Genomic DNA, 22370 nt, shown 5'->3' on the forward strand with positions numbered 1-22370 from the left:
CTTTGGGCTTACACGTTCAATTCGTATAACCACCATTATGTTAAATAGAATCAAAAAACCTCCAATAAAATCGTTATAGTATTATTATTTATTGAGTAGATAAGAGAATTAAATTAGTGAAATACTCAAATGAACAAATAGTAAAAGCACTCTTACTTGCTCCTTTACCTTTACTTTTTTTAACAACAGTCCTGTTTATCGCAGTGAATCACGAATACAGCCTATACTCGATTTTCGTAGTTCTTGTAGGACACGGTCTTATTTACTTGGCTTATTGTATTTTGACTGTGCCTTTTAGCTACATATTCTCAATTCTTTTAAATCGTTATAACAGTCTTAATTTATTAACCATCTGTATTACCTCTCTAATTATTGCTACTCCATTTTTTATTCTTTTAGGATGGGGGCATACTGGAAAGATTGCTGAAGATTGGTGGAAGATGTATACCAATACATGGGCTAGCTTTCTGGCTCTATTTCCTGGCTTATGTTATTGGCTGTTTTTAATTAACTTAAAAGATAAAGAATAGTTATGAAAAAAATATTATATTTTAATTTTTTAGCGATTATTTTGACTTACGTATCTTTGCTTTATCAAAAAAATATATTAGTTGCTCGCATAGTTGTAGATAAGCTTGAAAAAGTTAAAGTCATAGCTGGGGGATTTCCTCTCCAGTTCCTTATAGATGGTGAAACCTCTCCAGTCGGAAGTATAAGTATCAATCCTTTATTTATTTTCATCGGCATGGATCAATTTGTTTTTCTCAATTTTTTTATTGATTATTTATTTTGGATAAGTATTTTATTTGCTTTTTCTATGATTGTGAAAAAGTACAGAATTGTATAGATCTTCTAAAATTAACATAATACACGTTATACGAAGCCAAAAATGGGGGCATGCAGCTCCCATTTTTAGTCTTTTATCCGCTTTTTTGCTTCATCATAAACAATGCTATCAGCTCGTTTTCCAACGGTAATTAGCAAAATAACTACCTGATCATCTTTGACCTGGTAAACAAGTCGGACACCAGCTTTTAATAATTTTATTTTATAGCAGCCTGCAAGATCACCTTTAAGCATATTCTTTGGAATATGTGGTTGCTCTATTACCTTAGCTAATTTTTTCTTGAATTGATCTCGTATAGCACTAGGAAGCTTTTCCCATTCTGCAGTGAAGTCCTTATGACGTAAAAGCTTATAAGTCATCTAATGTGACTTCCTCGAACATCTCTTTAGGATCATTAACACGTTTGCGAACAAGAGCTAATAAATCAGCATCTTCCTCTGAGAGTAAAGCTTTTTGTACTGGAAGCTTTCCAGTCGTAGCAATATATTCAAGAATATTAGTAAAGAACTCAGTAGGTGCAATTCCTTGTTCTTTTAGGATGGAATAAGACTTTTCTTTAAGGGCTTCATCGACCCTGAAATTAACAGTAGCCATCATTTTCCCATTTATTGAATGCATGAGAATATTGTAATGCAATATGCATTACAAAGATAGTTCGTATAACAACCACTATGTTAAATGGATAGTTGTTTAGTGGGAAAATCAAGTTTTTGAAATTTCAAATTGAAGTTTTTTCGTTCAATTAGTAATTGTAATTTATATTCTATTGAATAACTATTTCATAACTTTTCCTATCATATTTGGCTGCATACGTAGCTACTTCTTGATTAATCTTTTTATGATTTTTATCTAAATATGAAAAGATTATTGAATCCTCATTGTGCCGCTCGTAATTGATGGCGTATTTATATTCTGAATAAGGATAAAGAGTACCTAAGCTATAAGTTTTTTGAGCACTAATATAAGTTACTTTAAGGTCTGTAATTGGATAATCAGTCTGATTTTTAATAAAAATATATCCATCCTTTTCAAATGGCTGGCATCCTATAAGTAGAACTAATGTAAGACAGTAAAATAGGCTATTCTTCATTTTGGTAGTTCTTCAATTGGTCTTATGAGTCGATTAATAACTATAACTTTTGAGGTATCACAGCTATGATCTACTTCAGTTATCCAAGAATAATTATTTTTTTCTAGAGGATAGGATTCTCCGCCTCCATATGCTGCTTTATCACCTAAAAAATAAGTATCCGAATCTACTTTTAGGCTCTTAGTTTCCGTATCCCAATCTAGAGTTTTTGTAGCAAAAATTGGCAGAACTTTAGAGCCATCAGCATGTTCTAGGTATAGGCATTTACCTTCCCTAATAAGCTTAGCCTCACTATAACTTGCATTATCTGCTCCCCCCGTATATTGAATACGTGGAACAACTATATTTGATTCAATTTTTTCTGTAACTGGACTGCAGGCTGCAAGTAAACTTAATAAAATAAATTCTAATCTTTTCATATTAAAGGAATTTTTTGAGAGAGTAATAGAGAAATTAAAGCAAATTATTCCAAAAGGCTCTGATTAAAAATTGTTAAAATTAGTAGATATATGAGAGGAAATTATGAAAAAATTTTTATACTTCAATTGCTTATCTTTTATTTTTACTTATTTATCTTTGTTTTATCAGAAATATACATTAGTGGATCGTATAGTTGTAGACAAGCTTGGAAAAGTTAAAGTCATTGGAGGAGGATTTCCCTTACAGTTTTTAGTAGATGGTGAAGTATCTCCAGGTGGGAGTATAGCGCTAGATCCTTTAAATATTATTATAGGAATAGATCAATTTATCTTCTTATATTTTATTTTTGATTATTTGTTCTGGATAAGTGTTTTATTTGCTTTTTACATAATTTTGAAAAGGTACAAACTAAAACAGATTTTCTAAAATTAACATAATACACGTTATACGAATTCCCAAGGCATGGCTTTTAGTTATGCTTTTTTTATCAAAAGAGTATACCTGAATGATAGCGAGCCAAATCGCATACAATATCTATCATTAGACTTAATGCAATAATTAAATGATAGTATTATCATTAATCTAATAGAATTAAGATTAAATGATAGAAATGAATACACGTATTTATCTACGAGCTTCAACTAAAGATCAAGATGCAGAAAGGGCTTTGCAGATTCTTCAGGATCTAAACCAAAACTTGAATTTGGGTGAAACCATTGTGTACGTGGAAAACTATAGTGGTACGAAGTTAGACCGACCTGAATTGAATAAGCTACTGTCAGAAGCAAATCAAGGTGACACATTGTTAGTTGAAAGTATTGACCGCTTATCACGCCTAACCCAACGAGATTTTCAAGAGCTGAAGCGCAGGATCCAGGAGAAGGGACTTCGTTTAGTCGTAGCAGATCTTCCTACTACCTACCAAATGATTCAAACCAGTGACAGCATTACTCATTCAATCTTGGAACTCATCAACAATATGTTGATTGATCTTCTGGCAACAATGGCCCGCCTAGACAATGAGAAACGTATAGAACGTATTAAGCAGGGCCTGGCACGTTCGGGTTACAAACCAACAGGCAAGAAGGCAAATGAGGCTAAACATAAACGAATAAAAGAATTGCTAGTAGTTGGCAATATGACTAAGGAAGAAATTGCCAAAGCAGTGAATTGTGGAGTTGCAACTGTCTATCGAGTTGCTAAAGTTATCTAAAAGAGGCTTATCTCAACGCGCCCCCAATGGGGCACCGCTGCATTCAGGTTACTTCACATAAGAAATTTTATGTTAAATGATTGTTAGAAATGCCCCTTGATCGAGGCATTTTCTATAAAGAATACTAAAAACTAATTAAAGCCAACCAAGTTTCAAAACAAGGCAGTTCTCAGCAATCATATTTTTAAATTATATAACTCCCAACTGAGCTTTTGCTCCAACGATAAGGCTTTCATTTTGAGTTTCTAAGGCAAATAAACCATACATCAAAGGAGAGGCCGCTGCTCTTTCTAAAGTCTGTTCATATAGTTTATTCCAAACTTTACCCCCTAGTTTTTCATACTTGATGATTAGAGTTTTGAGGCTTTCTTCTCCAAACAAAGTTACATGCCCAGCAAAATCAATCGCTGGGTCATCTATATGGGCTGTTGACCAATCAATAACGCCTGAAACAGCTCCATCCTTTGAAGCTAGTACATGCCCAGCATATAAATCGCCATGTATAAATTGGGTGAAATCTGCCCATAGAACATCATTATCCAACCATTTTCTGTAGCGGGTTTCCAATTGCTCACTTATACCAATTTCAGATTTTACTAACTGCAAATTGTTTGCTATTTCAGGTCTTAAATCTGAAGGTTTCATAATTTTCAAATCATTTTCCCGAACTTCTTTTTCAGGAATACTATGGATTTCAAATAAGGTTTTTGCCAAAGATGTTATGTATTTCGGGCTATCTTTGTCCATATTCCAAATTATTTCATAGGTTTCAGCATCCAAATTTAAAACAGGATTATCTTTAAGTATGGGATAAGCCACTAATTCTGTAGATGAAATTCTCCAATCAGGAACCTCTACAGAAAGATGTTTTTTTACCAATTCTAAAATGCGTTTTTCTTTCTTGATTTGTTCCCTCATGCCATCACGACGAGGAATACGCAGCAACCATTGTTGCCCCTTTGTATCAAGAGCAAAAACGACCTTAAAATCAATGCCCATTTCATTGAAATTCATTTTGTCCGTAAGCAACAAGCCGTGTGCTTCAGCAAGTGATTGAATATCTTGAATTGTCATTTTTAATTTCCTTTAAAGAGTTCAATAATTAATGTTCGGATTAGATTGGCTATCATTAACAATCTCTCTCAAAAGTCTTGATGATTTTGTGGTCTTTGATCTCGTAGATAATGTCAGCAATATTATCGACCAATTGCTTGTCATGAGATACGAAGATAATAGTTCCTGCATAGGACTTCATCATTGTTTCTAATGCGGCAATACTTTTTAGGTCAAGATAGTTTCCTGGTTCATCCATAAGCAAAATATTATATTTTCCTAAAAGCATTTTGGATAAAAGCAGTTTGATGATTTCACCTCCCGATAAGTCGGATAAGTTTTTTTGAATATCATTCGCTCCGATCCCCATTGAAGCCAATACTGCACGAATTTCCGCAACTGTGTACTCGCACTCTTCCTGCATAAAGGAGAGCACAGATTTATGCGTGTTAAATTTATATCCTGTTTGTGTAAAGTAGCCAATTTCAGCTTTTGGAGATATGGTTAATCCATCAGCACGTTCTGATATCATTTTTAACAAGGACGTTTTCCCTGTTCCATTCGATCCAGTTATAGCGACTTTAGCGCCAAGCGGTATTATAAAGTTAGCGTCATCAAAGATAGTACGGCTACCAAATTTTAAGCTCAGACCATCTGCCGTAATCGGGAACTTATTGTGCAGTTCTAGGGCTGAACTTTGACGAAAACGAATAGAACGCAAATGCTCTGGTGCTTGAATATCTTCTAATGCAGCCAAACGCTTTTCCATACTCTTAGCTGCCTGATACAGTTTTCTTTGCTTGGTGCCAGTCATTTTTGCATGCCCAAGTCGTCCAGCACTTTCGGTAGAGTTTTTGGATTTTTCTCCTTTTTTCTTATTGTCTAATCGATTAGCTTGCTGGCGTTTTTCTTGCACAGCAGATTCTAATCGCTCCCGTTCCTTCATCATCAGCTCATATTCTACGGCTTGGTGTTGTCGCTCTTCTTCTTTTTGACGCAAGTAATCCGAGTAACCACCCCAATATTCCGTAATTTTACCGTCTTTTAACTCCCATATCTTGTCTACAACCATATCAAGAAAATATCGGTCATGACTGATAACAAGTAATGCTCCATCAAATGCTTTAAGTTGACCAATAAGTAGATCTATTCCATTGAGATCAAGGTGGCTGGTTGGTTCATCCGCTAGAATGCCATGTACTTGTTGGGAAAATGCGGCAGCAATTTTTGCACGAGTTTCCTCTCCGCCACTCATTGTGTCGTTTTGTACATTGGAAACACCAAGGCGAGATAACATTGCCCGGTCTTCGACCGTTTCTATTTCGATTCCGCCCAGTTGGCTGATATGTGCAAAATCACCAAAACGCTGTAATGTCGCTTCGGCTAAAACAATTTCGCCATTAAGTACTTTGAGTAAACTACTCTTTCCTGCTCCGTTATCACCCACAAGACCAATACGGTCATAAGAGTGAATTTCCAATTCATCAATATCCAAAACATCACGCCCAGCATAATCCAAGCGTATGTTTCTCGCTTTAATAATTAAACTCATTTTTATTTACTCCTGTTTAGCTCTTGAAATTTTTTATGCAGCAAACAGGATTTAGGTGAAAACAAAAGCTAGCATCACAGTGTCCTCCCAAAAAAAAAGCTATTCATCCACAGGGTGGACAAATAGCTAGTCAATTAAGTTATAACTGGAAACTATGCACTAAAAGCATACTTATAAATTAAGCATACTTTTACTTTATATATCCGCATATATTCTTAAAGACACAACAAAAGCCCACCATTATAAAATAGTGTCACTATGCAAATAGTTGTGTCTTAACGAATGCGGATAGAATGCATAAACTTACCTAAAAAATAAAATTCAGTTTTATGATAACTTTACTGTTAAAAGAAGTCTAGACAACCTTGTTTTATGCTTGGATATAAGGCTTATTTTAAAATAATAGTAGTGAAGATTTTCTAAAATTAACATAATACACCTTATACGAAATAAAAATGGGAGCCTTAAGCTCCCATTTTTTAAGTAATTTTTTCAAATAAGGCTTGGGTGAGCATCTAAAATTCGAATCAATGTAGCTGCTGGTCCAGTTGGATAGCGTCGTCCCTGTTCCCAATTTTGCAGGGTACGGGGGCTAATATGTAGACGTGCAGCAAATTCATTTTGGCTCAAGCCAGTTTTTTCACGTACTTCTTTAATATCAGGCAATTCGAGTTCTGTAACTCGGCTTGCTTTAACTTCTTTACGTTTGATAGCTCCAGCTTCTTTGATTGAAGCAACCAAGTCATCAAATAAGTTGTTATCCATGAAATTGCTCCTTCACGAGTTGGTGCAGAATGGCGGTTTCCTTATCTGTTAAATTATCTTTTACTGATTTTGGATAAGCCACTAAGAAAAAGATCTGATCATCCTCGGTGACCCAATAATAAATCACCCGTATCCCACCACTTTTCCCTTTGTTACCTTGAGCACAACGTACTTTGCGAATACCACCGCCATTCTTGATTAGGTCACCTCTATCAGGCTGTACCAAAAGATCTTGCTGAAGTTGACGATATTCCTCATCAGATACAAGGTCTTTAATTTGCTTGGTAAAGATGCTGGTTTCAATAAATAACATGGACTCTTTATACGTCAATGGCGTATTTGAATTTTAGCAGTTTCCATAACAAAAAACGAGAGCTGGTAGATCTCGTTTCGCATAACAGCCATTATGTTAAATGAATGATAATTGACATTTTGTTCATTAATACTGATATGCAACGAATTTTATTATATGTCACCCCTCAATTACAAATATAAATGACTGCTCGTCTAATCATCTCCATTACACAATTAAATGTTAAAATGCATAGCTACTTCATCTAAGATAAAATATATGTATCCAAATCTACAGCACAGCTTCGAAAACAGCGTCATTCTCGTTGTAGAAGATGATTATGATATTGGTGACATTCTTGAAAAATACATAAAAAATGAAAACATGCAGGTCATCCGTGCATTGGATGGACAACAAGCTTTAGAGTGCCTAAAAGCCAACTCTATCGACCTGATTCTCCTTGATATTAAATTACCCAAACTAAATGGCTGGGAAATTCTACAAATCATCCGTCAAACAAGTCATTTACCTGTCATTATGCTGACTGCCTTAGATGATCAAGTGAATAAGATCATGGGGCTAAAAATGGGTGCTGATGACTTTATTATTAAGCCATTTAACCCAAACGAAGTGATTGCACGAATACAAGCCGTACTTAGACGAAGTACAAGCCAAAATATGGAAATAACTAATATTATTCGTTATAGAAATATTGAAATTAATCCAGATCATCATCAAGTTTACATTTCAAATGGTCAAAGAAATCAGTTGCTCAACCTTACGTTAACTGAGTATAAGATACTGTTTTTGATGGCAAAAACACCGAATAAAGTCTTTACACGTAATGAATTGATCCAAAACTGTATGCCTGAAAGTGATGCTTTAGATCGCACTGTAGATAGCCATATCAGCAAATTACGCAAAAAACTTGAAGAAAATGATGTAAATGGCTTATTAATCAATGTCCGTGGCGTGGGGTATCGCTTAGATCAAAATCATGAAATTTAACTTTTTTAAAAATTCTGTTGGAATTAACTTCCAGTTTATTATCATGATGAGCCTATTCAATTTAGGCATTACGCTGTTATCTTTCATGATTGGCTATTTTGTTTATAGCTGGGCGATAAAAATAGGTTTTCTAAATACACAAGTTATTAATTCAAATGAATTTTCAGTTACCTCCGTTGACTTTATCTGGCTGTTTTTAGTGCTATTAACAGGCTTTTTTCTTTCTACTATCCTCGCCTTTAAATATGGAAAACGCTATACACAGCCAATTAGTGATTTAGCAGATGTTATTCAACAAATTCAACAAGGCAATTTAGCACTCAGAATTAAACAGCCACATCATGATATTCCACATGAAATCAAGTCTCTTATTGAGAACTTCAATGAAATGGCAAACCAACTTGAAGTATCAGTTAAGAATTCAACTGTTTGGAATGCTGCAATTGCACATGAATTACGAACACCTGTGACAATATTACAAGGTCGCTTGCAAGGTATTGTCGATGGTATATTTATTGCCGATAAAGCTTTACACCTAAGCTTATTGAACCAAGTCGAAGGCTTATCTTACCTTGTGGAAGATTTACGGACACTGACACTTATTGAAAATAAACAATTACGATTAGAACTAGAAAAGACCAATTTAAAAAATAGTATTGAAAAATGTCTGCAGATGTTTAATGAACGGTTTCATGTTAAAGGTTTAACTATTGTTTTAAATTTGACGGATAAATTGGTTTGCGTTGATATAAGAAGGATGGAACAGGTCTTTATTGCATTGTTCTCTAACTTTCTAAGATATTCGAATGCTGGAAAAATAAATATTACATCTGTAACCACAGCAGAACATTGGGTATTGACGTTTGAAGATGAAGGTCCTGGTATTGATGAATCGCATCTTAAACACCTGTTCAAACCCTTCTATCGACTGGAAGACTCTAGATCATGTCTAGATGGCGGTACTGGATTAGGCTTGGCAGTGATTGATGCAATTATTGAAGCACACCAAGGTCATATTTATTATTCTAAATCCAAAAACTTAGGTGGCAGCTGTTTTACTATTCAACTAAATCGTAAGACATCAACTCATTTATAATGTGTTAAGTTCAGATTAATACGGCTTAATTTAAACCATAAATTTAAGATAAATTGATGTCTGAACTTAACCATTCTGTTTGATGATCCTCAAATAAATTTCATCACAATGAATTCTCATCTCGATATTTAGCTAGCATAAAAAATACCACAATGGAGAGTATCCCGATGATAATCCCTGCTGTTAATAATAAATTAACATGAGCTGAACTGAAGGCAATTTTACCTGCGTTAATCAATGCTGTACCTTGTTCAACGGGTAACTGGCTCGCCACTAAATAGGTATCACCAATCGAAAGTCTGGCTTTTTCTGCTAAAACAGCAGTTAAATCTGACGGCACTTGAAGATGACTGCCAAATATATAGGCCATGAAAACACCAAATAAAGTAATACCTAGTCCTGTACCCAGTTCATAACCTGTACTTTCAAGTGAACCTGCCGCACCGCCCTTTTCTGCAGGTACTGAGCCCATGATCGCAATGGATGAAGCTGTTAAACCAATACTCAGTGTTAATCCAATCGAAGCTAAAATAAAGGGAACGATGATTCCCGGATGATGAAAATCTGAATAACTCAAACTGACCAACGCAATTGCTGCCAATATTAATGACATGGTCGCAACCAGACGGAGTCCAAATTTATTGGATAAAAAACCAGCAATAGGCCCGCCAATAGCGGCCGCAACCATAATCGGAACCATAAAAAGACCGGCTTGCAGCGGTGTTAAACGAATGACATATTGCAGCTCCATTGCCAAAGTTAACTCAACCCCTGCCAAAGCGCCTGCAGCAACCATTGCCATAATAATGCCGGCTAAAATAGCAGGACGTGAAAATAGCGAAAGATCTAGCATCGGCTGAGGAGAATTCAGCTGTTTGCGTACAAATATGGTTAATAAGCCGATAGATAAAACGACCAAAGGCAAGACAATCAACAACGACTGTTTACCGCCTAAGCCTGCTTTTAGTGCATATACAAACGAAATCAAACCGACAATCAGCAATAGCGCTTGACCAAATGCCCAATGTCCAGGGGTTATAGCTTCTTTTCGGGACAATAAGAAATAGCACATTGGTGCGACAACCAGCATGATTGGGACGTTAATCAGGAAAACTGAACCCCACCAGAAATATTCTAACAATCCCCCACCAATGAGCGGTCCAATGGCGGCACCGGCTGATCCGATTGTGCCCCAAATACCCAGCGCAATGGCACGTTCGCGACTGTCTTCGAAGGTTCTGCGAATAATACCCAATACACAGGGCATAATCATGGCACCGCCTAATGCTAATAAAGCACGTGCGGCAATCAGCATAGAAGCCGTTTGGGAAAATGCCGCAAGGACTGAGGCAATTCCAAATATAACCAAGCCAATCAGCAGAATCTTACGATTGCCGACACGATCAGCCAAAGTTCCCATCGGAACTAAAAGTCCAGCCATAAGTAATGGATAAATATCAATAATCCATAAGACTTGGTTACTTGTGGCACTCAGCGATTGGGTTAATGAGGGAACCGCAACATGCAGTACAGTCATATCAATCACAATCGGCAGAAATGCAAGCACGACAGCGAGCAATATCCACCAGCGTTTCGGATCAAGATTGGTAGCTTTCATGATTAAACCTATATTGATGGTTTATTAAATCAATTCTGAAATAAAGATGTAAATGAAAGATTTGTTGTGGGCTAAACTCGTTAACCCACAGCTTTTATTCTCAGTTTTGATGCTTAATGTGCCGCTTTACGTTTCGAGAATTTCTCAACCATGCTCATGACGACAATAAAGAAAATCGGTACAAAAATAACAGCTAGAATTGTTGCGCTGATCATGCCGCCAAAGACGCCTGTACCAATCGCTTTTTGAGTTTCAGAACTAGCGCCACTGGCAATGACTAAAGGAATAACGCCACAGGTAAATGCCAAAGATGTCATTAGGATTGGACGTAAGCGCAATTTAGCGGCTGCAACGGTTGCCTCCACTAAACCCATTCCTTCTTCTCTTAGTGCTTTTGCAAACTCAACAATCAAAATAGCATTCTTTGCAGATAGACCAATAATCGTGATCATGCCGACCTTAAAGAAAATATCATTTGGCATACCACGTAACATTACTGCTAAAAAGGCGCCAATCAACCCTAGAGGGACAACTAGCATCACAGAGAATGGAATTGACCAGCTTTCATAAAGCGCTGCCAAGACAAGGAAAACGACTAACATCGACAACAGTAATAAAAACAAGGTTTGTGATTCCGACTGTTTTTCTTCTAGAGAAATCCCAGTCCACTCATAACCCACACCTTTCGGAAGTTGTTCAATCAAATTTTCCATCTCAGTCATGGCTTGTCCTGAAGATATACCTGCTGCTGGACTGCCAGAAATACTCAATGATGGACGACCGTTGTAACGATTGTATTGTTGTGGGGAATGTTGCCAAATTGGAGTAATTATTTCAGACATTGAAACCAATTTACCGCTTTGACTGTTCACCTTAATCTGAAGAATATCTTCAATACTCATGCGTGATTTGGCATCAAGTTGCACAATGACTTGCTGCATACGGTCATGATTTGGAAAATCATTGATATACATCGAACCCATTGAGGTTGAAATAATATCGGTCACATCACTGAAATTAACACCTAATGCCTGCAATTTATCTCTATCAATTTTAAGCTGTACAGAACTGCCTTCTGGCAAACCTTCAGGATAGACCTCCGCCACGATTTTACTTTGTGCTGCTAATGCTAAAAGCTGATCTTGTGCTTCTCTTAAAGCAGGCATGCCAATATTGCCACGATCTAATAATCTCAGTGAAAAACCAGATGAGTTACCCAATTCATCAATTGCTGGTGGTAACACAGACATGGTTTGACCTTCTGAACTTTCAGCCATCGCTATATTGGCATTATTCACGACTTCTTGTGCCGTAATAGTACGCTCTTCGAATGGCAATAGATTGGTAAAATACATCGCTGTATTCTGACCAGATCCACTAAAACCAAAACCTAAGACCGCCATATTGTCTTTAATCCCCGTTTCTTGGTCTAAATAATTTTGAAACTCAGCAACGACTTTACGGGTACGTTCTTGAGTTGCATCCGCAGGAAGTTGAATCGAAGTCATAAACCACCCCTGATCTTCTTCTGGCATAAACGCAGTCGGAACGTGTTTAAAACTAAAAATCAGCACAATGACAATGCCTAAGAAACATAACATTGCGAGGGTTTTATGTTTAATTACTTTAAATAAACTGCGTTCATAGCGATTGTTCAGCTTCTCAAAACTGCGATCAAACGATGCAAAAACACCCTTTTTCTGATGGTCTTGATCAATCGGTTTTAACATCGTTGCACATAACGCAGGGGTTAATGTCAGTGCAAGGAAAGCTGAGAATAAAATTGAAACCGACATGGTAATGGTGAACTGACGATAGATAATCCCCACTGAGCCTGACGCCAATGCCATCGGCAAGAATACAGCGGCTAACACTAAGGTGATGCCAATAATCGGATTGGTAATTTCCTTCATGGCTTTAGATGTGGCTTCAACTGGAGATAAGCCTTCTGTCGCCATAATGCGTTCAACATTCTCAATGACCACAATCGCATCATCGACAATAATCCCGATCGCAAGCACCATACCGAACATGGTCAGCACATTAATCGAAAAACCAGCAAGCAGCATGACTGAGAATGTGCCAAGCAATGCAATCGGTGCAACAATCGCCGGAATTAAGGTGTATCGAACATTGTGTAAAAAGATAAACATGACAATAAAAACTAATGCCATAGCTTCAAGCAATGTCATGATTACTTTTTCAATCGAGATTTTTACAAAAGGTGCAGTGTCGTAAGGTATAGAGAATTTCATACCATCAGGCAGTGCTGAACCTAACTGTTCAATTTTCGCTTTAACACCTTCTGCAGTCTTGACAGCGTTGGCACCAGGACTCATTTGTATCGCCACAGCTGTAGAGGCTTTGCCATTTTCTAAAATCGCAAAGTTATACATCTGTGCCCCGATTTCGACACGAGCGACATCCGACAGTCGAACATTGGCGCCATTTTGTTGAGCACGTAAACTAATTTTCTTGAATTGCTCTACAGTTTCTAATTGACCTTGAGCAGTTAAAGGAATAGTAATTTGTTGCCCCGTCAAAGCAGGAACATCACCAATACGACCTGGTGATATCGGCAAGTTTTGGTTTTGGATGGCTGTATTCACATCTTGAATACTCAATCCATAAGAAACCAAACGATCTGGATCGACCCAAATCCGCATGGCTTTTTCAGCACCAAAATTTTGGACTTTACCAACACCGTCAACCCGCTTTAATTCTTCAATCACATAGCGAGTCATATAGTCACTGACATCAATTTCACTATATTTGCCATTCGGTGAACTTAAGCCCACCATCATTAAAAAACCAGACGACGCAGCATCGACCATCAGCCCTTGTTGTCGCACTGTTTGAGGTAAGCGTGACTCAATGGCTTTAATTTTGTTTTGCACATCAATTTGTGCAAGTTCTACATCTGTACCTGGTTTAAATGTTGCGGTGATTGTTGCTGTTCCAGAACTATCTGAACTTGAACTGTAATAAAGTAAGTTTTTGACACCTGACATTTCCCGCTCAATCAAGGTCACAACACTATCATTCAATGTTTTTGGCGTAGCACCTGGATAGATTGCCGTAATACTAATCTGTGGTGGCGCAACACTTGGGAATCGTGCAATAGGTAACTTGGGGATGCTTAGTACACCCAACAGAATAATAAATAAAGCAATCACCCATGCAAAAATAGGACGCCTAATGAAAAATTGGGACATTATTGCTGTCCTCCATTTTCCTTAATATTTGTAGGTTGCCACTGCTTAATTTTTAATTTTTGCTCAGGCTGTATACGATCAGCCCCTTCAACAATGACTTTCTCACCTGCTTGTAACCCTTGTTTGATCACATAGTTATTTTGATAACGTTGACCAAGCTGAACAGGCTTGCTTTGCGCTAAACCTTTTTGATTAACAATCGTAACATTGGCTTTACCACTAATATCATGTTGAATCGCTTGTTCTGGAACTAGGAGCGCATTTTCAACTTGAGCTCGGCTCATATTGACTCGAACATACATGCCTGGCAAAAGTTTTTGATTTTCATTATTGGCTAAAATACGGATTGTGACATCACCCGTATCAGGATCAACTTTAGTATCCGAAAATAGGATTTCACCTGTAACGTTATAAGGTTTACCCTGACTATTTAGGATTTCAACCGTATGTTTGGTATTTGACACGTCACCTTGCTGTAAAGCTTCCTGTAGTTTTTCATAATCACTAATTGATTGCTTTACATCAACATAGACTTTATTAATCTGTTGTATTACGGCCATTGCATTAGTATCACCTTGACCAACTAATGCACCCTCAGTCACTAAGATTTCACCAATCGTTCCCGAGATAGGGGCTGTAACAGTCGCATATTTAAGATTAAGTTGTTGTCTGCTTAACATGGCTTGCATTTGCGCCACATCGGCTTTTGCTTTTTGATAATCTGCTTCGGTATTGTTGTATTCCTGCTGACTAACCGCATTTACTTTTACTAATTCAGTGTAGCGTTTTAACAGCACCTGCAAACGTGTCACCTCAGCTTGTGCACGGTTTAAAGTGGCTTGATTGCTTTTTACATCTGCCTGAAATATTTCAGAATTCAATTTAAAAAGCGGTTGACCTGCTTGCACATAAGAGCCTTGCTTAAAAAGTACTTTATCAACAATTCCACCTACTTGCGGGCGAATTTCAGCAATACGGTAAGCGACAACACGGCCTGGAAGATTTTCAATTAAATTCATGGAATGCGGTAATACCGTGATGGTACTGACAACCGCTGGTGGCATTTCTGTTGGGGACTGTTCAGCATCTTTGGCTTGTGTACAGCCGATTAAAAGTACAGTTGTAATAAGTATTGAACCTATTAAATGATAATGTGTTGACATGCTTTTTCAGAGGGGGGGTTTTAGATACTACTATTTTGAAATAGCAGTGTTTATGAATTGCTGATGTTGTGTGGAGATTGTGTGGAGATTGTGTGGAGAGATTAAAAGATTTATTTTTTAATGACACGCTTAAACAGCGTGGCTTGTAAATTAGTATAAATAATTTTGTTGTTCTACAATTTTGATCGTATCTTAGTTTTTTCTCATAGTTCATGAACTTTAAAATTCTAAACCAAGACTAATATTTATATAAGCAATTGAAAATACAATACATAGTTTCTTTATACACTTATGAAGTGAACTTTAGGTGAACATAAGTTAAATAGAAATTTTTAATTAGTTCAGCACAAACGTACAATCTTTAAGGCCTATAACTCGATACCGTTCTCTCTTTGATGTTTATTGCTATCTAATTGAGTGAACTCTGTGGAAATATTTCTTTATACATTAAGCGTTATGTATAGCCCAGGCCCTGTAAATTTTATGGGGCTAAATTCTGGCCTTACAGGTCAATTAAAAAAGACTATAGGATTTTACCTAGGCATTGGTTTCGCCATGTTGATCTTATTCGTATTGTTTGGCTATATAGGTGAAGCTGTTATTCCACATGGATTGATTCATTATATTGCTTTAGCGGGTGCAATTTATACATTCTACTTGGCTATAAAAATGATTAGGGCGAATGTAGAAACAACTCAACAGCAAGAAAGCCATCTAACATTCTTAAATGGCTTATTTATTCAGTTATTAAATCCAAAAGCCATTCTCGTCATTCTACCTGTTACGACAATTATGTACCCTGCAGCCAAAATCACAGGAATCATGATCTTGATAGTTTCTTTACTGATTTCACTTGGTGCTGTTGGCGCACCATTCACCTATGCTCTGGTTGGAAAAGTATTAGGCAACAAAATTGCTAATCCTATCTGGTTTAATCGGCTAAATAAGCTGATGGGTATACTCTTGATTTTATCAGGGCTTTTTATGTTCAAAGATTTTCTTAATGGAATAAATCTGCTGTAGGACAAATTAGCCGTTCAAATCGAACGGCTATCTTTTAATATTTATCATTTTCCATTGAGTGGGAGTTAAACCAAATGTTTTTATAAAATGTCTGGTCATATGACTCTGATCAAAAAAGCCTGCATTTAAAGCAGCATTAACAATAGACTCCCCTTGAGCAAGGTAGAACTTAACTGTTTCTAAGCGACGCATGATCATATAACGGTGTGGGCTAGTTCCAAATAATAATCGGAAATCACGAGAAAGGCTCCAGCGGTCACGATCAGCATGTTTCTCTAAATCTGACAAACTTAAGTTTTCATGTGGATACGCCAAAATACACTCACGCGCTCTCTCTGCTGCCTTGTAGTCAAATTTTTTGTTTTGGTTAGATGAAGTATCTGAAATTTCACACAGTGTAGTTGCCAAATCAAATAGAGCATCTTCCTCTTCTAGGGTATCCATATAATTATTTATATTATTTAGAAAGCTATCCATTGCCCTAAACAGGCGAATATCATTACTTAAGCCATGTCTGATAAAAGGCAAAGGTTTACCCTTTAAAATGGTTTGGATCATCGCTGGTTCGATGTAAATCATTCTATAGCGATAGCCATCTAATGTTCCTGATTCACCATCATGCTTTTCATCCGGGTGTAGAACCATAGTCATGCCTGGCAAGCTATGTTGCAATGTACCTTTGTAATGAAAGTTTTGAACTCCGGAAAGAGTCCTGCCAATAGCATAAGTATCATGTCGGTGAGGTTTATAAGCATAATTGGAAAGAAATGCTTCAATTCTTTCTAATTTATGATTTTGAGTGGGGGATCTCACAATCCAATTATTTCCACTGGAGAAATCAGGCATAATTGATGGCCAATTTTTCGTAGATTCTATTGTAGATTATTTTTCACTTTTCCTAAAATTAACATAATACACGTTATACGAAGTTGAAATGAAAAATGGAGCTTAAAGCTCCCTTTTTTACTAGTTTTTTTTAAATTGCTAAGCGTAAATTCAGTGCTTTTACGACTTTAATAACAGTATCAAAGCTTGGATTTACATCGCCAGAAAGTGCTTTATAAAGACTTTCTCGACCTAAACCAGTGTCTCTTGATAATTGAGCCATTCCTTTAGCTTTAGCAATATTACCTAAAGCTTTTGCAATGAATGCCGCATCACCATTAGATTCATCGATACAGGCTTGTAGGTAAGCTTGCATATCTTCTTCTGTTTTAAGATGTTCAGCACTGTCCCATTTGCGAAGTTTGATAGCCATTTACAGCTCCTCCTCTAAATCTTGTGCTAATTGTAGGGCAAGTTTTATATCTTTACTTTGCGTAGACTTGTCTCCGCCTGCTAAAAGAATAACGACCCTTTGCCCTTGCTTACAGTAATAGATCCTGTAGCCAGGTCCAAAGAAGAAACGTAATTCAGAAACACCTTCACCTACTGGTTCAGTATCTCCAAAGTTTCCATCTTCAACCCGATCAATTCGGACTTGTATACGTCTTTTTGCCTGCAGGTCTTTTAACTTAGTAAACCAGTCATCAAAGACTTCAGTGGTATATATTGAGTACATAAGAGTAATGTATCCTATAGGATACATTCATGCAAGAAATAAACTTGAATGTATGGGGCTACAACAGAATTTCGTATAACCACCATTATGTTAAATAGATAGCAGTTGGGAGATTATTTATTCTTTCAATAGACAAAAACTTGCGGAATTTTTCTTAATTTGTAATCCTTGCGGCCAAGGGTGTCTAGCGTAGCTAAGACAGGTATTCGTTATAGTCGGGCCGCTATAATACGGATGACGAGTGCCTGTATGTTTAACCTAAATATCTTTAACAAGATCTCTAGCGAAGTATTGACCATCAAAAATGATCTTGAGCTGAATTCTGAAAATCAACTGATAACTAAGTATAAGACTTCTACTTCTGAAGATTATAAACAGGCTATTGTTTTGATTTTTAAAGAACGTGGCTATACACGTTTGGAAATAGGTCAATTACTTGGGGAGCCAAAAGCTTCATAAAATACCGATTAAACAAAGCTTGGATATAACATCCAGGCTTTATAAAAAAGTACCTAGCTGTTACCCTTGTCCTGATTTTTTTACTCTAAAACGTTCTTTCATCTTATGACACTTACGCCACCTTAAGTTTATTTATCGTCTTAAATCTGTAAATAACTCATCACTGTCTAGTGATGTGGTGTAGTCGTTTGTGTGTTGTATATATCACATCACTAGCCTATCTGAAAAATTAAAAAACAGGCTATGTTTATGTTATCTAATGTCCGAGAACAGTGGTTCTCTAACATCCGTGGGGATGTACTTGCCGGATTAGTCGTCGGTCTTGCACTCATCCCTGAAGCCATCGCATTTTCAATTATTGCAGGTGTAGATCCTAAAGTTGGTCTATACGCATCCTTCTGTATTGCCGTCGTGATTTCTTTCGTAGGTGGTCGTCCTGCCATGATTTCAGCAGCCACTGGTGCAATGGCGCTGCTTATGGTCACATTGGTCAAAGAGCATGGGCTTGAATATCTGCTGGCAGCAACAATTTTGACAGGCGTGATTCAAATATTGGCAGGCTATTTAAAGCTCGCCAAGTTAATGCGGTTTGTATCTAAATCTGTGGTTATTGGATTCGTAAATGCGTTAGCGATCTTAATTTTCATGGCTCAATTGCCTGAACTGATTAATGTGACCTGGCATGTATATGCTTTTGTTGCTTTAGGTTTAGCAATTATTTATCTATTCCCTCTGGTTCCCAAATTAGGAAAATTACTCCCTTCTCCACTAGTCTGCATCATTGCAATCACATTATTGGCAATCGCTTTAGGAATTGATGTACGGACCGTGGGCGATATGGGGTCTTTACCTGACACACTTCCAATGTTCTTGATTCCAGATATTCCTTTGAATATTGAAACATTGATGATTATTTTGCCTTATTCAGTCGCACTGGCGGCTGTAGGTTTACTTGAATCGATGATGACAGCAACTATCGTGGATGAAATGACTGATACGCCAAGTGATAAATATCAGGAATGTAAGGGACAAGGGATTGCGAATATTGCTTCTGGCTTTATGGGTGGCATGGCCGGTTGTGCAATGATTGGTCAATCTATGATTAACGTAAAATCAGGTGGCCTTACACGCTTATCAACATTCTCTGCGGGCATTTTTCTTCTTATTCTGGTTGTATTTATCAGCGACTGGCTCAAAGTGATTCCAATGGCTGCATTGGTAGCGGTAATGATAATGGTCTCTATCAGTACCTTTGAATGGAGTTCTGTCACTCAGTTAAAAGATAATCCTAAGAGTAGTAATATCGTCATGATTGCGACGGTGATTGTAGTTGTTGCTACGCATAACCTGGCTTTGGGTGTGTTAACAGGCGTATTACTTTCAGCCTTGTTCCTGGCGAATAAACTTGAAAATGATATCCAGGTGACAGCATCTTTTGAAGGAATGGCCCGTTTATATGAGTTGAGAGGTCAGATCTTCTTTAGTTCTTCTGAAAAATTCATGCAAGGTTTTGACTTTAAAGAGGATGTAAAGGAGGTGATTATTGATTTGACCCATTCTCACATTTGGGATGTAACATCAGTCGCCATGCTTGATTCTGTTGTAAATAAATTTCAAAAGAATGGTGCGAATGTCACAGTACGTGGTCTAAATGAAGCCAGTTCGATCATGATTGATAAGTATGGGACACATGCCAGAATTTAAGTTTTAAAAATTCTATATTTATATAGAATTTCTAAAATTAACATAATACACCTTATACGAATCTAAAAATGGGAGCCTTTAGCTCCCATTTTTACTATATTTTTAAAGTTTTAAGCGTGTTGTACTGTGAGTTTTAAGCCTAAAGCATTTACTACACGATTAATCGTATCAAAACGTGGTGCTGAATCCTGACGTAGGGCTTTGTAGAGTGCTTCACGCCCAATCCCTGCTTCTTTAGCGATTTGAGTCATGCCACGAGCTTTAGCAATAACACCAAGTGCATGGGCTAATTCAGCTGGATCATTTTCTTCAAGAACCATATTGAGATACATCACAATGTCTTCTTCAGTTTTGAGCGACTCAGCCATATCAAAACTTGGTAAATCAGCGACTTTAACCATTTTAATCCTCCAATGTTTTCGATAGTTTGACTGCCCGATCGATGTCTTGTTGTTGAGTTGATTTATCTCCACCACCAAGCATTACAATCACAACGTCACCATGTTGGATGTAATACATCCTCCATCCAGAACCGAAGAATTCTCTCATTTCCCAAACGCCATCTTGGAGAGGTTTAATGTCTCCCCAGTTTCCACGTTGAACCTTATCTAATCGACGATTCAGGCGGATACGGGTCATATTGTCTTTAATGCCATCCAACCATTCATCAAATTCTGGAAGACGTTTAATTTCAATCATGAGGATTCCTTATCTTCTCACTATATTGTATTCGATCGAATACAATATGCAAGTAATTTATACGAACATCCATTAATTTCGTATAACACCATTATGTTAAATACATAATTTTTTTGGTTAAAATTTAAACTTTTTTACTGTTTTTCAGGCAAGATGCATATTTTTTTGAAGCCATACTTTCCTTGTCAGATGTTCAAACATTTTAAGGAGAAAGCAATGACACAAACAGCGAATGATCAACGTGCTACAGTAAAAAATCCTAATAATATTCAACATGCGCAGAATCAGGACAACCGTAGCCGACAATTGAATCCTAATCATAAACCTACGAAATCTAAATAAGGATGAAAACTATGAGCACAGCAGGTTGGCCTAGTACTACTGGAAATCCATCAGGTGGTGGCCGAGACAATAATCCACCTCGTAAATAAAAATTTATTTATCTTGTAATATCAATTCAGAAGGCCAAAGATATTGGCCTTCTGAAGGATATTTCTTCAGGAAGGCTTCCCATATCACGATAAAATCTTCTGATGTAGCTAACGTAGAAACGCTGGCTGTTTTTTGAAAATGTTTATAATAAAAGTCTTGCCAAAAATATATTAACCATAGGCCAGCTATGGCATTAATACTTTCAAACCACTTATCTTCTGGAAGTTCATTTTTCAGGAATAAATAATTCTCTTCTGAGACTTGTTCATAAATTTCATCATTTTTAAACTCACCATAAGGTAGACCTAGGAACTCATAGACTTCATTCAAGTAGCATAGTCTTCTGTTTTCTCTAACTTTTTTAATTAGTTGTATAAATTCTTTAATTTGTTCATCTTCGAGAGAAGGATCTAACCATTGCTCAAAACCATTAGTTGGAGGAATAGTCTTCAGAATCTCGACTTTATGTCCTTTTGTTGCTTCAAACTTTGCATTTATCTTTAAGATAAATAAAAGAAAATCTGTAAAAGTTTTTGATGGGAAGTATGGTCGTTTATTTTTAAACTTAAACTTTAATGCTTGGTTTAGTGAGATTGATTGGAATCCCCACTTCTTAGAAATTAAATGATCTAAGTGAATTAAAATTAGCAGTATATTGACGCCAGAATTTCTAAGCATCTCATGACTAATAATATTCTTTAAATCACCGTTAAAGCTAAAGTTATTTACCAGAAAATCATGTAGTTTGCAGACATCTTCATATAAAAAATTATTTTTTTCTAATTCTGAAAATAGCTTTATATGCTCATTCCAATAAAAAAAATCGTTATTCTTAATTGGATATAGTTCTAAGATTTTTAAGCAGTATGCAAAATTATAGTTTTCTTCATCTACAGCTAAAGAAGTTGCTGAATTAAGTACGAAAAACCCCATTTCTGAAGCAAATTCGGATTTAATTTTAACTTTAGCTATTTCATCATTTTTAAATGGAACATTAGTATATTTTTTCTCAATTTTACCTAGTTTCTTAGCCAGGTTTTTATCCATATTTTTCAATATTAAACAGTAGAATTCTAAAGGATTCATGGATGCCCTAATTTTTTAAAAAATCTAAAATTAACATAATACACCTTATACGAAATGCGTTTGTAACTCCAAAA

Annotated in this window: 26 protein-coding genes; 10 read left to right on the forward strand and 16 right to left on the reverse strand. The window is 36.6% G+C overall.

Going from position 1 to position 22370, the window contains the following annotated elements:
• Window positions 1-116 precede the first annotated feature (116 nt).
• Window positions 117-530 (forward strand): hypothetical protein, encoded by a 414-nt coding sequence (locus FTU00_RS14515; RefSeq protein ID WP_070155403.1) that lies wholly within the window; start codon window positions 117-119, stop codon window positions 528-530.
• A 2-nt stretch (window positions 531-532) separates the two neighbouring features.
• Window positions 533-847, forward strand: coding sequence for a hypothetical protein (locus FTU00_RS14520; RefSeq protein WP_070155405.1), 315 nt, complete (start codon window positions 533-535; stop codon window positions 845-847).
• A 65-nt stretch (window positions 848-912) separates the two neighbouring features.
• Here FTU00_RS14520 and FTU00_RS14525 read toward each other — a convergent pair whose 3' ends face one another.
• The 3 genes from FTU00_RS14525 to FTU00_RS14535 form a co-directional block, all read right to left on the reverse strand.
• Window positions 913-1206: a type II toxin-antitoxin system RelE/ParE family toxin gene (locus FTU00_RS14525; RefSeq protein WP_004733298.1), complete on the reverse strand. Its 294-nt coding sequence runs from the start codon at window positions 1204-1206 to the stop codon at window positions 913-915.
• On the reverse strand, window positions 1196-1441 hold the full coding sequence (locus FTU00_RS14530; protein ID WP_070154357.1) for a type II toxin-antitoxin system RelB/DinJ family antitoxin: 246 nt from the start codon (window positions 1439-1441) through the stop codon (window positions 1196-1198). Before FTU00_RS14530 ends, FTU00_RS14525 begins: the two co-directional genes overlap by 11 nt.
• Before the next feature lie 492 nt (window positions 1442-1933).
• Window positions 1934-2356, reverse strand: coding sequence for a hypothetical protein (locus tag FTU00_RS14535; protein ID WP_004676061.1), 423 nt, complete (start codon window positions 2354-2356; stop codon window positions 1934-1936).
• A 103-nt stretch (window positions 2357-2459) separates the two neighbouring features.
• Between FTU00_RS14535 and FTU00_RS14540 the strand changes: the two genes are divergently transcribed.
• Both FTU00_RS14540 and FTU00_RS14545 read left to right on the forward strand, forming a co-directional pair.
• Entirely contained in the window at window positions 2460-2783 is a 324-nt protein-coding gene (locus tag FTU00_RS14540) for a hypothetical protein (protein WP_004676058.1), read from the forward strand.
• A gap of 175 nt (window positions 2784-2958) precedes the next feature.
• Window positions 2959-3570 carry a recombinase family protein gene (locus FTU00_RS14545; protein ID WP_015060246.1) on the forward strand — a complete coding sequence of 204 codons (612 nt, stop codon included), beginning with the start codon at window positions 2959-2961 and terminating at the stop codon, window positions 3568-3570.
• Window positions 3571-3759: 189 nt separating this feature from the next.
• Here FTU00_RS14545 and FTU00_RS14550 read toward each other — a convergent pair whose 3' ends face one another.
• The 4 genes from FTU00_RS14550 to FTU00_RS14565 form a co-directional block, all read right to left on the reverse strand.
• Entirely contained in the window at window positions 3760-4644 is an 885-nt protein-coding gene (locus FTU00_RS14550; RefSeq protein ID WP_180044039.1) for an Mph(E) family macrolide 2'-phosphotransferase, read from the reverse strand.
• Between the two features lie 55 nt (window positions 4645-4699).
• Window positions 4700-6175 carry an ABC-F type ribosomal protection protein Msr(E) gene (gene msr(E) / locus FTU00_RS14555; RefSeq protein WP_000052512.1) on the reverse strand — a complete coding sequence of 492 codons (1476 nt, stop codon included), beginning with the start codon at window positions 6173-6175 and terminating at the stop codon, window positions 4700-4702.
• 492 nt (window positions 6176-6667) lie between these two features.
• Window positions 6668-6940 carry a NadS family protein gene (gene nadS / locus FTU00_RS14560; protein WP_000369781.1) on the reverse strand — a complete coding sequence of 91 codons (273 nt, stop codon included), beginning with the start codon at window positions 6938-6940 and terminating at the stop codon, window positions 6668-6670.
• Entirely contained in the window at window positions 6933-7253 is a 321-nt protein-coding gene (locus FTU00_RS14565) for a type II toxin-antitoxin system RelE/ParE family toxin (RefSeq protein WP_000897307.1), read from the reverse strand. Before FTU00_RS14565 ends, nadS begins: the two co-directional genes overlap by 8 nt.
• A gap of 258 nt (window positions 7254-7511) precedes the next feature.
• Here FTU00_RS14565 and adeR point away from each other — a divergent pair, with 258 nt between their 5' ends.
• Window positions 7512-8240: an efflux system response regulator transcription factor AdeR gene (adeR, locus tag FTU00_RS14570; RefSeq protein WP_032073130.1), complete on the forward strand. Its 729-nt coding sequence runs from the start codon at window positions 7512-7514 to the stop codon at window positions 8238-8240.
• Window positions 8230-9336 (forward strand): two-component sensor histidine kinase AdeS, encoded by a 1107-nt coding sequence (gene adeS, locus FTU00_RS14575; RefSeq protein ID WP_032073131.1) that lies wholly within the window; start codon window positions 8230-8232, stop codon window positions 9334-9336. Before adeR ends, adeS begins: the two co-directional genes overlap by 11 nt.
• A gap of 103 nt (window positions 9337-9439) precedes the next feature.
• Here the strand turns inward: adeS and FTU00_RS14580 are convergent, their stop codons facing one another.
• From FTU00_RS14580 to FTU00_RS14590, 3 genes are all read right to left on the reverse strand, one after another.
• Window positions 9440-10954 carry an MFS transporter gene (locus tag FTU00_RS14580; protein ID WP_032073148.1) on the reverse strand — a complete coding sequence of 505 codons (1515 nt, stop codon included), beginning with the start codon at window positions 10952-10954 and terminating at the stop codon, window positions 9440-9442.
• A gap of 113 nt (window positions 10955-11067) precedes the next feature.
• Window positions 11068-14172, reverse strand: a complete 3105-nt coding sequence (locus FTU00_RS14585; protein WP_373685657.1) for a multidrug efflux RND transporter permease subunit — start codon at window positions 14170-14172, stop codon at window positions 11068-11070.
• The gene (locus tag FTU00_RS14590; RefSeq protein WP_032073150.1) at window positions 14169-15332 is read right to left on the reverse strand and encodes an efflux RND transporter periplasmic adaptor subunit; all 1164 of its coding nucleotides are present in this window, start codon (window positions 15330-15332) and stop codon (window positions 14169-14171) included. The genes FTU00_RS14585 and FTU00_RS14590 overlap by 4 nt, the downstream gene beginning before the upstream one ends.
• Before the next feature lie 426 nt (window positions 15333-15758).
• On the opposite strand from FTU00_RS14590, the gene FTU00_RS14595 reads away from it, so the two are divergent.
• Window positions 15759-16355 (forward strand): LysE family translocator, encoded by a 597-nt coding sequence (locus tag FTU00_RS14595; RefSeq protein ID WP_074163998.1) that lies wholly within the window; start codon window positions 15759-15761, stop codon window positions 16353-16355.
• A 27-nt stretch (window positions 16356-16382) separates the two neighbouring features.
• On the opposite strand, the gene FTU00_RS14600 is transcribed toward FTU00_RS14595, so the two are convergent.
• From FTU00_RS14600 to FTU00_RS14610, 3 genes are all read right to left on the reverse strand, one after another.
• Entirely contained in the window at window positions 16383-17201 is an 819-nt protein-coding gene (locus tag FTU00_RS14600; protein ID WP_032073151.1) for an AraC family transcriptional regulator, read from the reverse strand.
• 130 nt (window positions 17202-17331) lie between these two features.
• Window positions 17332-17613, reverse strand: a complete 282-nt coding sequence (locus tag FTU00_RS14605) for an addiction module antidote protein (RefSeq protein WP_000985610.1) — start codon at window positions 17611-17613, stop codon at window positions 17332-17334.
• Window positions 17614-17916, reverse strand: a complete 303-nt coding sequence (locus FTU00_RS14610; RefSeq protein WP_154320144.1) for a type II toxin-antitoxin system RelE/ParE family toxin — start codon at window positions 17914-17916, stop codon at window positions 17614-17616. It abuts the gene before it with no gap.
• 249 nt (window positions 17917-18165) lie between these two features.
• Here FTU00_RS14610 and FTU00_RS14615 point away from each other — a divergent pair, with 249 nt between their 5' ends.
• Both FTU00_RS14615 and FTU00_RS14620 read left to right on the forward strand, forming a co-directional pair.
• Window positions 18166-18375, forward strand: coding sequence for a hypothetical protein (locus FTU00_RS14615; RefSeq protein ID WP_004976362.1), 210 nt, complete (start codon window positions 18166-18168; stop codon window positions 18373-18375).
• 249 nt (window positions 18376-18624) lie between these two features.
• Window positions 18625-20079, forward strand: coding sequence for a SulP family inorganic anion transporter (locus tag FTU00_RS14620; RefSeq protein WP_026438532.1), 1455 nt, complete (start codon window positions 18625-18627; stop codon window positions 20077-20079).
• A 110-nt stretch (window positions 20080-20189) separates the two neighbouring features.
• On the opposite strand, the gene FTU00_RS14625 is transcribed toward FTU00_RS14620, so the two are convergent.
• Complete coding sequence (locus tag FTU00_RS14625) at window positions 20190-20480, reverse strand: addiction module antidote protein (RefSeq protein WP_004969304.1); 291 nt, start codon at window positions 20478-20480, stop codon at window positions 20190-20192.
• A 1-nt stretch (window position 20481) separates the two neighbouring features.
• Window positions 20482-20778 (reverse strand): type II toxin-antitoxin system RelE/ParE family toxin, encoded by a 297-nt coding sequence (locus FTU00_RS14630; RefSeq protein ID WP_004647749.1) that lies wholly within the window; start codon window positions 20776-20778, stop codon window positions 20482-20484.
• A 216-nt stretch (window positions 20779-20994) separates the two neighbouring features.
• On the opposite strand from FTU00_RS14630, the gene FTU00_RS15630 reads away from it, so the two are divergent.
• Complete coding sequence (locus FTU00_RS15630; protein ID WP_004969301.1) at window positions 20995-21120, forward strand: hypothetical protein; 126 nt, start codon at window positions 20995-20997, stop codon at window positions 21118-21120.
• Window positions 21121-21213: 93 nt separating this feature from the next.
• Here the strand turns inward: FTU00_RS15630 and FTU00_RS14635 are convergent, their stop codons facing one another.
• The gene (locus tag FTU00_RS14635) at window positions 21214-22296 is read right to left on the reverse strand and encodes a hypothetical protein (RefSeq protein ID WP_004969299.1); all 1083 of its coding nucleotides are present in this window, start codon (window positions 22294-22296) and stop codon (window positions 21214-21216) included.
• Window positions 22297-22370 lie beyond the last annotated feature (74 nt).

The organism is Acinetobacter sp. YH12041 (genome assembly GCF_013419975.1).
GTDB lineage: Bacteria > Pseudomonadota > Gammaproteobacteria > Pseudomonadales > Moraxellaceae > Acinetobacter.

What these genes read in the sequence shown, in the direction of transcription:
- FTU00_RS14520 (WP_070155405.1), top strand. Translation starts at nt 533, where the DNA reads ATGAAAAAAATATTATATTTTAATTTTTTAGCGATTATTTTGACTTAC.
- FTU00_RS14525 (WP_004733298.1), bottom strand. Translation starts at nt 1,206, where the DNA reads ATGACTTATAAGCTTTTACGTCATAAGGACTTCACTGCAGAATGGGAA.
- FTU00_RS14530 (WP_070154357.1), bottom strand. Translation starts at nt 1,441, where the DNA reads ATGGCTACTGTTAATTTCAGGGTCGATGAAGCCCTTAAAGAAAAGTCT.
- FTU00_RS14535 (WP_004676061.1), bottom strand. Translation starts at nt 2,356, where the DNA reads ATGAAAAGATTAGAATTTATTTTATTAAGTTTACTTGCAGCCTGCAGT.
- FTU00_RS14540 (WP_004676058.1), top strand. Translation starts at nt 2,460, where the DNA reads ATGAAAAAATTTTTATACTTCAATTGCTTATCTTTTATTTTTACTTAT.
- FTU00_RS14545 (WP_015060246.1), top strand. Translation starts at nt 2,959, where the DNA reads ATGATAGAAATGAATACACGTATTTATCTACGAGCTTCAACTAAAGAT.
- FTU00_RS14550 (WP_180044039.1), bottom strand. Translation starts at nt 4,644, where the DNA reads ATGACAATTCAAGATATTCAATCACTTGCTGAAGCACACGGCTTGTTG.
- nadS (WP_000369781.1), bottom strand. Translation starts at nt 6,940, where the DNA reads ATGGATAACAACTTATTTGATGACTTGGTTGCTTCAATCAAAGAAGCT.
- FTU00_RS14565 (WP_000897307.1), bottom strand. Translation starts at nt 7,253, where the DNA reads ATGTTATTTATTGAAACCAGCATCTTTACCAAGCAAATTAAAGACCTT.
- adeR (WP_032073130.1), top strand. Translation starts at nt 7,512, where the DNA reads ATGTATCCAAATCTACAGCACAGCTTCGAAAACAGCGTCATTCTCGTT.
- adeS (WP_032073131.1), top strand. Translation starts at nt 8,230, where the DNA reads ATGAAATTTAACTTTTTTAAAAATTCTGTTGGAATTAACTTCCAGTTT.
- FTU00_RS14580 (WP_032073148.1), bottom strand. Translation starts at nt 10,954, where the DNA reads ATGAAAGCTACCAATCTTGATCCGAAACGCTGGTGGATATTGCTCGCT.
- FTU00_RS14590 (WP_032073150.1), bottom strand. Translation starts at nt 15,332, where the DNA reads ATGTCAACACATTATCATTTAATAGGTTCAATACTTATTACAACTGTA.
- FTU00_RS14600 (WP_032073151.1), bottom strand. Translation starts at nt 17,201, where the DNA reads ATGCCTGATTTCTCCAGTGGAAATAATTGGATTGTGAGATCCCCCACT.
- FTU00_RS14605 (WP_000985610.1), bottom strand. Translation starts at nt 17,613, where the DNA reads ATGGCTATCAAACTTCGCAAATGGGACAGTGCTGAACATCTTAAAACA.
- FTU00_RS14610 (WP_154320144.1), bottom strand. Translation starts at nt 17,916, where the DNA reads ATGTACTCAATATATACCACTGAAGTCTTTGATGACTGGTTTACTAAG.
- FTU00_RS14615 (WP_004976362.1), top strand. Translation starts at nt 18,166, where the DNA reads ATGTTTAACCTAAATATCTTTAACAAGATCTCTAGCGAAGTATTGACC.
- FTU00_RS14620 (WP_026438532.1), top strand. Translation starts at nt 18,625, where the DNA reads ATGTTATCTAATGTCCGAGAACAGTGGTTCTCTAACATCCGTGGGGAT.
- FTU00_RS14625 (WP_004969304.1), bottom strand. Translation starts at nt 20,480, where the DNA reads ATGGTTAAAGTCGCTGATTTACCAAGTTTTGATATGGCTGAGTCGCTC.
- FTU00_RS14630 (WP_004647749.1), bottom strand. Translation starts at nt 20,778, where the DNA reads ATGATTGAAATTAAACGTCTTCCAGAATTTGATGAATGGTTGGATGGC.
- FTU00_RS15630 (WP_004969301.1), top strand. Translation starts at nt 20,995, where the DNA reads ATGACACAAACAGCGAATGATCAACGTGCTACAGTAAAAAATCCTAAT.
- FTU00_RS14635 (WP_004969299.1), bottom strand. Translation starts at nt 22,296, where the DNA reads ATGAATCCTTTAGAATTCTACTGTTTAATATTGAAAAATATGGATAAA.